Origin of the sequence: Streptomyces sp. NPDC127084 (genome assembly GCF_042724175.1) — a bacterium.
Classification (GTDB): domain Bacteria; phylum Actinomycetota; class Actinomycetes; order Streptomycetales; family Streptomycetaceae; genus Streptomyces.
The window spans coordinates 1-8,679 of the sequence record NZ_JBHXFA010000220.1; the positions used below are offsets into that span (position 1 = coordinate 1).

Genomic DNA, 8,679 nt, shown 5'->3' on the forward strand with positions numbered 1-8,679 from the left:
CTCCCCGCGTCAGGTGGGGAGCGGCGGACGTCACTGACGTAGCGTCAGTCGGATGGTGGCATCAGAGGCGGACGCCGTTCTGCCGGAGGTAGGCCAGCGGGTCGATGTCCGAGCCGTAGTCGGGCGTGGTGCGGATCTCGAAGTGGAGGTGCGGACCGGTGGAGTTGCCGGTGGAGCCGGAGAGACCGATCTGCTGTCCGCCGCTCACGCTCTGCCCCGCCGAGATGGACAGGGAGGAGAGGTGGGCGTACTGGGAGTACGTGCCGTCGGTGTGCCGGATGACGACCTGGTTGCCGTACGCGCCCGCCCATCCGGCCGAGACGACGGAGCCGGGGCCGACGGACTTGACCGAGGTGCCGGTGGAGGCGATGAAGTCGAGACCGGTGTGGTAGCCGCTGGACCACATGGCGCCCGGGGTGCGGTAGGCGGTGCTGATGCCTCCGGTGACCGGCGCGGAGTAGAAGGACCCCTTGCTCTGTGCGGCCGGGGCTTCGGCTGCGGCGGCTTCGACCTTGGCCTCGGCCTTGGCCTTCGGCGCCGCCGGAGCGGCCTTGGGGGCGTCGGCGGTGCGGTCGGCCGTGCGCGAGGCGCGATCCTGCTTCGCCGGCGCCTGGGCGGGACGCTCCGCCGGGGCCTCGGCCTTCGCCGGGGCGCTAAGGGTGAGCTTGAGGCCGGGGTGGATCAGCGAGGGGTTCTCGCCGACGGCCTCGCGGTTGTCGGCGTACAGCTTCTTCCAGCCGCCGCTTACCTGCTGCTCGACGGCGATCTTGGAGAGGTAGTCGCCGGGAGCGACCGTGTAGGTCTTGGGCGGCTTCGGTGCCGCGACCGCCCGCGGTGCGGCGGCCTGGTGGGCGACGGCGGCGGTGTGCTCGGCGGTGGCCGCGGGAGCGGACTGCCCCGTGGCGTGCGCCGCGCCCGCGGCGCCGACGAGCGGGAGTGCTATGGCGGCCCCACCGGTACCCGCGGCGACGAATCCGCGGGCGAGCGGGCTGGTCTTCGGTCGGCGGTGCTTACCCCGTCCGGGCATGGCGAATTCCTCTCCGGCGCCTGCGAGGTGAGCTGTCGGATTCGGGCTGGAGCTGCCCGGCCGCGCGATGCGCGACTGCACCCCTAGCCGTCCGGTATCCCGGGACGGCGGCTTACCTGGGTCCCCCGCTCCTGCCACGCGTGGGTGTGTGCGGAATTCCGGACGGCGGCAGGATTCGGCGGTCCGACCGGATTGCGGCGACCGTAGGCGAGTCGGACGAGCCGTACAAGCATTCCCATTCGGTAGGCATTCGCCCGTGCGATATCAACGGGGACTTTATGGTCACTCTGCGTGGATTACGGATCTTTGACTGGCTTACCGGCAAAGGGTTTTGATGGGGAGACACAACAACGGACCGTCACGAATATGATCCCGCTCACGACGGGAATACCATCTCATTACCAATCGGTGCGCTCTGCTCGAATTAATCAAATCGGACAGAAGCCGCATTCAACTCAGATGGGAGCACGCCGGGCGGGGTGATTTTTTGGGGAATGCATGTCGTATGGTCAGGTGCACACCGTCGTCGGCGCGCGACGCCCACCGCAGACACGGAGGAGCCCCCGTGACGCAGCAGCTGCCCCAGGTCCCCTCGACCGAGCCCGAGCTTTCGGGCGTGCGCAACTTCCGGGACGTGGGCGGACTGCCGACCGTGGACGGGCGCCGGGTGCGGCACGGCAGGCTGTTCCGCAGCGGGCACCTCGCCCACGCCACAGCCGACGACGCCGTGTTCCTTGCGTCCCTCGAACTCCACACGATCTTCGACTTCCGCAACTCCGCCGACCACAAGCTGGAAGGGCCCGACGTCGAGCTGCCCGGGGTGCGGAACCTGAACATCCCGCTCAGCGACCCCGCCGATGGCGCCGAGTTCTGGAAGATGGTGCGTGACGGCGACCTGGAGCAGCTGCGCTCGATCCTCTCCGACGGCAAGGCGGCCGACCGCATGTCCGACTCGTACCGGAGGATGGTCAGGGAGCGGACGGAAGAGCACAGCCGGGTGCTGCACTCGCTCGCCGAGGACAGCGTCCCCGCCCTGATGCACTGCGCGGCGGGCAAGGACCGAGCGGGGCTGTCGATCGCGATCTCGCTGCTCGCGGTCGGCGTCGAGCGGGACGCCATCGAGGCCGACTATCTGAAGTCGAACGATCCCCACCGCCGCTACAAGGTGCGCCGCAGCGACACGTCACCCTCCGGGATGTCCCCCGAGGTCATGGAGCTGCTGCGGCCGCTCTTCGATGCCCGTGCGGAGTACCTGTCGGCTGCCTTCGAGACCATCGAGGAGACCTGGGGCGGCACCGAGCGCTATCTGTCCGAGGGGCTCGGTCTCGCTCCCGGGACCCGGGAACGGCTGCGCGACCGTCTGCTCGACGGAGCGGTCTGACCACGTCACCGGTCAGGGCTCACTGCCCGCCCACGGTGAACAGCAGATACAGGAACGCCGCGAACAGGTGGCCCGCGACCAGATAGGCGAAGAGGCGGACGGCCAGTCCGAGCGGAAACCTGTGGTCGCTCGATCGCGGCTTGCCGGGTGTGTCGGACATACGGCTCTCCTCAGCTGTGCGGGTGGGCGTGCGGGTCGGGGCTCTGGAGCAGGGTGTGGACGAACAGCAGTTCCACCCCGTTTGGTGTGGCGGCGGCGATACGGTGCGGGGTGAGCGAGTCGAAGTGGGCGCTGTCTCCCGGGTCGAGCTCATGCACGGTGTCGCCGAGACCCAGGCGCAACCGGCCCTCCAGGACGTACAGCCATTCCTCGCCCGGGTGGACCCGCACCAGCTCGCCCTGGGCTCCGTAGGGCACCCGCATCCGCAGGGCCTGCATGGCGCGCCCCCGGCCGCCCGCCTGCCGGTAGCTCCAGCCGTCGGCTTCGGCGGGGCCCATCCTGCCGCCGCGGATGACGGAGTCGCGTTCCGGCGGGAGCTCGCCGAGCAGGTCGGCGACGGTCGTACCGTAGACCCTGGCGAGGGCGAGCAGCATCGGCAGCGAAGGCTGCCGTCGGCCGGTCTCCAGCCGGGAGAGATGCGCGGGTGACAGGCTCGCCTGCCGGGCCGCCGCCTCCAGGGTGAACCCGCGGCGCCTACGCAGGGTCCGGAGCCGCGGGGCCATGTCGGGCAGTTCGTCCGGCGGCTGTCCCGACTGTCGCCCTGGCTGCTCTGGAGGCTCTGGAGGCTCTGGAGGCTCTGAGGGACTCATGGGTCCATTGCGCCAGGGTCTTTCCTCAGAGGCAAATTTCTTGCCTCTGAGGCAAAAACTGCGACTAACGCTGGGCCATGGCCTGCTTCACCAGGGTCCTGCCGAAGTCCCACATCAGCCCACCGCCGTCGTGCGCCTCGTCCATCACGGCGGTGAACGCGGTGACGAACCGGTCGACCTCCGCCGCCCCGATGACCAGCGGCGGGATCAACTTGATCACCTCCATATGGTCGCCGGAGACCTGGGTGAGGATGCGGTGCTTCCGGAGCAGCGGCGCCACCACCATCTGTGCGAAGAGCCCTTTGCGGGCCGCTTGCAGCATGGTCCACCGGCCGCGCAGCCGCAGCGACGACGGCCGGCCGAACTCGATGCCGATCATCAGACCCCGGCCCCGGACCTCTTTGAGCAGCTCATAGCGGTCCACGAGCGCCGCGAGCCGCGATTTCAGCAGTTCGCCGGTGGCTCGCGCGTTGGCTACGAGGCGCTCGTCCTCCAGCACCGCGAGCACCGCGAGCCCGGCGGCCATCGCCTGGGCGTTCGCCCCGAAACTCGCCGAGTGCACCAGCACCCGGTCCATGGACGAGTACACCTTCTTGAAGATCCAGTCCCTGCCGAGCGTCGCGCTGACCGGGACATAGCCGCCCGAGAGTGCCTTCGCGACACACACCAGATCGGGCTCCACCCCCTCTTCGTGCTGGTAGGCGTAGAAGTCACCGGTCCTGCCGATGCCGGTCTGCACCTCGTCGGCGATCAGCAGGGCGCCGTTGCGGCGCAGCAGTTCCTGGGCGGCGCGCAGGAATCCGGGCGGGGCCTCGTGCACGCCCTTGCCCTGAACGGGCTCCACGATGAGGGCAGCCACGTCTCCGCGGTCCAGCTCCCGTTCCAGGGCGGCCAGATCGCCGAGAGCGACGGCGGTGTCGGGGAGCAGTGGGGCGAAGCCGTCGCGGAAGCCCGCCTCGCCGTTGACCGAGAGCGAGCCGATGGTCAGCCCGTGGAAGGCGTGCGCGCAGTAGAGGACCCTGGGCCTGCCGGTGGCGTACCGGGCGAACTTCAGGGCCGCCTCGACGGCCTCCGTACCGCTGTTGCCGAAGTACACCCGGTCGAGGTGCGGGCTGTGGGTCAGCAGTCTCTCGGCCAGCAGCCCGGGGAGCGGCGAGCAGTCGAAGCGGGTGAGGTCGGCCAGCGAGGCGTCGAGGACGTCGTGCAGCGCCCTGCGCACGACCGGATGGTGCCGTCCGAGGCCCATGACGCCGAAGCCGGCGAGCATGTCGAGGTAGTCGTTGCCGTCCGTGTCCCAGAAGTACGCGCCCTCACCGCGCTCGTACACCTTGTCGAAGCCGATGGTGTGGAGCATGCGCGGCAGCTGATGGTTGAGATAGCGGCTGTGCAGCTCGTAGCGCTCGCCACCGCGCTCCTTCAGCAGCCGCCCGAGGTCGAAACCCCCGCTCATGGCCCGTACCCCTCGCTCATCGCCCGTACCCCTCGCTCTCTCCCCGTCAGCGGTTGCCGGTCACCGTCTCCCTGGCCGCTCTCAGCGACTCCTTGAGTGAGCCCATGGTGGCGAGTACCGCGGTGGGTTCATAGCCGCAGTGCGCCATGCAGTTGGCGCAGCGCGGGTCCTTGCCGCGGCCGTACTTGCTCCAGTCGGTCTCTTCGACCAGTTGACGGTATGTCGGTACGTAGCCGTCGCTCATCAGATAGCACGGCCGCTGCCAGCCGAAAAGCGAGTAGTTCGGGATGGCCCATGCCGTGCACGGGAAGTCGACCCGGCCTTCCAGGAAGTCCAGGAACAGCGGCGAGTGGTTCAGTCGCCAGCGCCTCCGGTTTCCTCCGGCGAAGGCTTTCCGGAAAAGCTCCCGGGTCTGCTCGACTCCGAGGAAGTGCTCCTGGTCGGGCGCTTTCTCGTAGGCGTACGCGGGCGAGATCATCATCTCGTCCACTTCGAGCTCGTCGTTGAGGTAGTTCAGCACCTCGATGACGGTCTGGGGAGTGTCGGTGTTGAAGAAGGTGGAATTGGTGGTGACCCGGAAGCCGCGCTGCTTGGCCTCCTTGATGGCCGCCACGGCCTCGTCGAACACGCCCTCTTTCGCGACGGACTCGTCATGGCGTTCACGCAGCCCGTCGATATGGACGGCGAAGGCGAAGTACGGAGACGGGGTGAAGTCGTCCATCTTCTTGCGCAGCAGCATCGCGTTGGTGCACAGGAAGACGTACTTCTTCCGGTCGACCAACTGCCGCACGATCTCATCGATCTGAGGGTGCATCAATGGCTCGCCACCCGCGATGGACACCATCGGGGCGCCGGACTCCAGCACAGCGCCGACAGCCTGCGCGACGGGCATGCGCTGCTTGAGTACGCCTGCCGGATGTTGGATCTTCCCGCAGCCCTCGCACTTCAGGTTGCAGGCGAACAACGGCTCCAGCTCCACGATCAGCGGAAACTTCTCCCGCTTGCGAAGCTTCTGTTCGAAGAGGTAGGTCCCGACCCTGATGGATTGGCGAAGCGGCATGGCCATCTGGCTCACCTCCTGGGGAGCAGCGAAGAACGGTGCCATTCATGGAAAGCCGGAAGGGCGGCACGCAGGACACGGATTGCCGATATTCCACCCCGGACCGTGCCGATGCGGACCAGTTCATGCTCTGGAGCGTCCACGACCACCCGGACGGCCGCAACGGGGCGCACACCGGCGCTCAGGGCGCTGTGGAGCGTGGCGGCGGACTCCATGTCCGCCGCGATCGCGCCGGTGGCACCGAGCGCCGTGCGTTCCTGGCCGCGTACCACGTGGTCGGTCCCGGCGAGTGGGCCGCAGTGGACGGTGTGCCCGGGCGGCAGGGCGCGGGCCAGCTCCCGCACCAGCAGCGGGGCGCCGTCGCAGGGAGTGGCGCCCCAGGGGCCGCGGGTCTCGGCGGCCACGACCAGGTCGCCCGGATGCATCCCCGGGACCAGTCCGGCGCAGAAGCCCGAGGCCAGGACGGCGGCACCGCGCAGCCGGGGGTCGAGGAGCGCGCGACTGACGGCGCGTCGTGCTTTCGCCGGACCCATCCCCGTACGGAGTACGGTCACCGGCCCCGCGGCGCCGGTATGGCCTCCGCGCCCGCCGCGCAGAGCGAGCCGCTCGATGCCGAGCGCGCAGGCGATCAGCAGCACGGGCACCCCGTCGCCGGACGGCGCGGTGGACGCGGCGGGGTCCGGGGCGTCCACGGTCAGACCCCGTTCCGGCGGGCGGAAGGCTCGCCGTGTACGTAGCGGCCGAGTGCCGTGAGCGGGAAGACCTGTCGGTAGAGGTGGTAGTTGATGGAGAAGTCCCAGGGAAAGCCGGTGCCGGTGAAATACGGCTCGTCCCAGGAGCCGTCCGGGCGCTGGGTTTCGCTGAGGAAGGCGACACCCCGCTCGACCGCCTTTCCGTCCCGCTCCCCCGCCGCCAGCAGCGCGAGCAGTGCCCAGGCGGTCTGCGACGCGGTGGACACGCCCTTGCCGACGGATGCGGTGTCCCGGTAGGAGCGCAGATCCTCACCCCAGCCGCCGTCGCTGTTCTGCACGGAGTCGAGCCAGCGGACCGCGCGCCGGATGGCGGGGTGCCCGGTGGGCAGACCCGCTGCGGCGAGCGCGGGTACCACCGAGCCGGTTCCGTAAAGGTAGTTGACGCCCCATCGCCCGAACCAGGCACCGTTCGGCTCCTGTTCGGCGAGCAGCCATTCGATGGCCGCGCGGGTACGCGGGTGATGGGCGCGGCCCTCGTGAGCGAGCATCTCCACGACATGCGCCGTGACATCCGCGGACGGCGGGTCGATGACCTCCCCGAAATCGCAGAACGGCAGCCGGTTGGGCAGCGGGCTGGTGTTGTCGGCGTCGAAGGCGCCCCAGGCGCCGTTCTTCGACTGCATCCCAAGTGTCCAGTTGCCGGCCCTGGCGATGGCGGCTTCGACGCGTTCCGGATCGGGGTGCCTGACCCTGCGCAGGGCGAGGATGACTTCGGCGGTGTCGTCGATGTCGGGGTAGTTGTCGTTGTGGAACTCGAAGGCCCAACCGCCGGGCGCGAGGCGGGGTTTGCGTACGGCCCAGTCTCCGCGTTTGACGACCTCTTCGGCGAGCATCCAGTCGGCGGCCTTCACCAGCGCCGGATGGTCGGCCGGCAGCCCGGCGTCGGCGAGTGCGATGGTGGCGAGGCAGGTGTCCCAGACCGGGGACTGGCAGGCCTCGATCATGCGCACCGGACCGCCGCCCTGCCCGCCGTCCCCCGCCGCCGTGTCCTCCCGCCAGATGGCGAAGCGGTCGAGCGACTCGAGACCTGAGCGCATCACGGGGTGCCGGAGGTCGTAGCCGAGGAGATGGAGCGCGATCAGCGAGTAGACGGCGGGCGGCTGGATGCCGCCCCAGCAGCCGTCGTTCTCCTGCCGCTCGACGATCCAGCGGGCTGCCGCGTTCATCGCCGCACGGCGCAGCGGGCGCGGGGCGATCCTGCGGTAGCCGTGCAGGGCCTTGTCGAGACGCTGGAAGAGGCCGTCCCAACTCGCCGTCGGCGCGAAGGGTCTGGCCGGACTGGGATGGTGCCGGTCGGTGTGCAGCTCGTCGAGCGGGAACGGCGCGGGGCGCACCGGGCGCTTGGCTGAGACGATGGTGAGCGGCACGATGGTCTGCCGTGCCCAGCAGCCGAAGTCGTAGATGTTGAGCGGGAACCACGAGGGCAGGAAGATCAGTTCGGGCGGCAGCTCGGGCAGGTCCTCCCATTTCCACCAGCCGAAGAGCGCCAGCCAGATGCGGGTGAAGACCCGGCTCGCGGCGATTCCTCCCTGGCCGCGGATCCAGGCCGCCGCCAGGTCCATATGCGGGTCGCCTGGTCGGTCGCCCGCGAGGCGCAGCGCCACATAGGCCTCGACGGTGGCGGAGAGCTCGCCCGGACCGCCGTGGAAGGTGGCCCAGGCGCCGTCGTCGCGCTGCTGCCCGCGGATGAAGCGGCCCGCCGCCAGCGTGGTCTTCTCGTCCTGGATGCCCAGGAACTGGCGGAGCATCAGGTCTTCAGCGTCCATCGTGACATTGGTCTCGAGGTCGCCCTTCCACCAGCCGCCGGAGTCCTGGATGCCGAGCAGATACTCGGCGGACCGCTGCGCCGCGCGCTCGGCGGCGAAGAGCACATCACCCATCGCCACCGGAGCGGACTGGGTCCGCTCGGACGTGCCGGCGGCCGTGCCGTGGGGTGAATCCGGGGGTGAACCGGCCGGTGGGGCCGGGTCGGCAGGTGTGCCGGTCGGTTCTCCGGCCGCGGCTGCGCGGGGCCCTGGGGCCCCGGAGCTTCCGTCGGTCGTCGCTGTCATGGCTTCCCCTTCATGCAGTCGGATCTCTGCTGCTGCGGGTCTGCCGTCGGGGGGGGGCGGGGGGGGGCCCGGCCGCCGCCGGGGAGCTCGAGGTCGGGGGGGGGGGGGGTGAGGTCGGGCCGGGGGGGGGGGGCACGCACGATCCAGGG

General features: G+C 69.9%; 8 protein-coding genes and 1 riboswitch. Of the genes, 1 reads left to right on the top strand and 7 read right to left on the bottom strand.

Features of this window, described 5'->3' with window-relative positions; genetic code table 11:
* Positions 1-61: 61 nt before the first annotated feature.
* Positions 62-1,027 (bottom strand): peptidoglycan DD-metalloendopeptidase family protein, encoded by a 966-nt coding sequence (locus ACFWI9_RS31225; RefSeq protein ID WP_387167735.1) that lies wholly within the window; start codon positions 1,025-1,027, stop codon positions 62-64.
* A gap of 4 nt (positions 1,028-1,031) precedes the next feature.
* Positions 1,032-1,184: riboswitch (cyclic di-AMP (ydaO/yuaA leader) on the bottom strand.
* 408 nt (positions 1,185-1,592) lie between these two features.
* Here ACFWI9_RS31225 and ACFWI9_RS31230 point away from each other — a divergent pair.
* The gene (locus tag ACFWI9_RS31230; RefSeq protein ID WP_387167738.1) at positions 1,593-2,408 is read left to right on the top strand and encodes a tyrosine-protein phosphatase; all 816 of its coding nucleotides are present in this window, start codon (positions 1,593-1,595) and stop codon (positions 2,406-2,408) included.
* Between the two features lie 19 nt (positions 2,409-2,427).
* On the opposite strand, the gene ACFWI9_RS31235 is transcribed toward ACFWI9_RS31230, so the two are convergent.
* From ACFWI9_RS31235 to shc, 6 genes are all read right to left on the bottom strand, one after another.
* Complete coding sequence (locus ACFWI9_RS31235; protein ID WP_387167741.1) at positions 2,428-2,568, bottom strand: DUF6126 family protein; 141 nt, start codon at positions 2,566-2,568, stop codon at positions 2,428-2,430.
* 10 nt (positions 2,569-2,578) lie between these two features.
* Entirely contained in the window at positions 2,579-3,130 is a 552-nt protein-coding gene (locus tag ACFWI9_RS31240) for a helix-turn-helix domain-containing protein (RefSeq protein WP_387167744.1), read from the bottom strand.
* A gap of 151 nt (positions 3,131-3,281) precedes the next feature.
* The gene (locus tag ACFWI9_RS31245; RefSeq protein ID WP_387167747.1) at positions 3,282-4,667 is read right to left on the bottom strand and encodes an aspartate aminotransferase family protein; all 1,386 of its coding nucleotides are present in this window, start codon (positions 4,665-4,667) and stop codon (positions 3,282-3,284) included.
* A gap of 46 nt (positions 4,668-4,713) precedes the next feature.
* A complete protein-coding gene (gene hpnH / locus ACFWI9_RS31250; RefSeq protein WP_387167749.1) occupies positions 4,714-5,733 on the bottom strand; it encodes an adenosyl-hopene transferase HpnH in 1,020 nt (339 codons plus the stop codon).
* Positions 5,734-5,738: 5 nt separating this feature from the next.
* Positions 5,739-6,419 (bottom strand): 1-hydroxy-2-methyl-2-butenyl 4-diphosphate reductase, encoded by a 681-nt coding sequence (locus ACFWI9_RS31255; protein ID WP_387167752.1) that lies wholly within the window; start codon positions 6,417-6,419, stop codon positions 5,739-5,741.
* A gap of 2 nt (positions 6,420-6,421) precedes the next feature.
* On the bottom strand, positions 6,422-8,530 hold the full coding sequence (gene shc, locus ACFWI9_RS31260; protein WP_387167755.1) for a squalene--hopene cyclase: 2,109 nt from the start codon (positions 8,528-8,530) through the stop codon (positions 6,422-6,424).
* Positions 8,531-8,679: the final 149 nt, after the last annotated feature.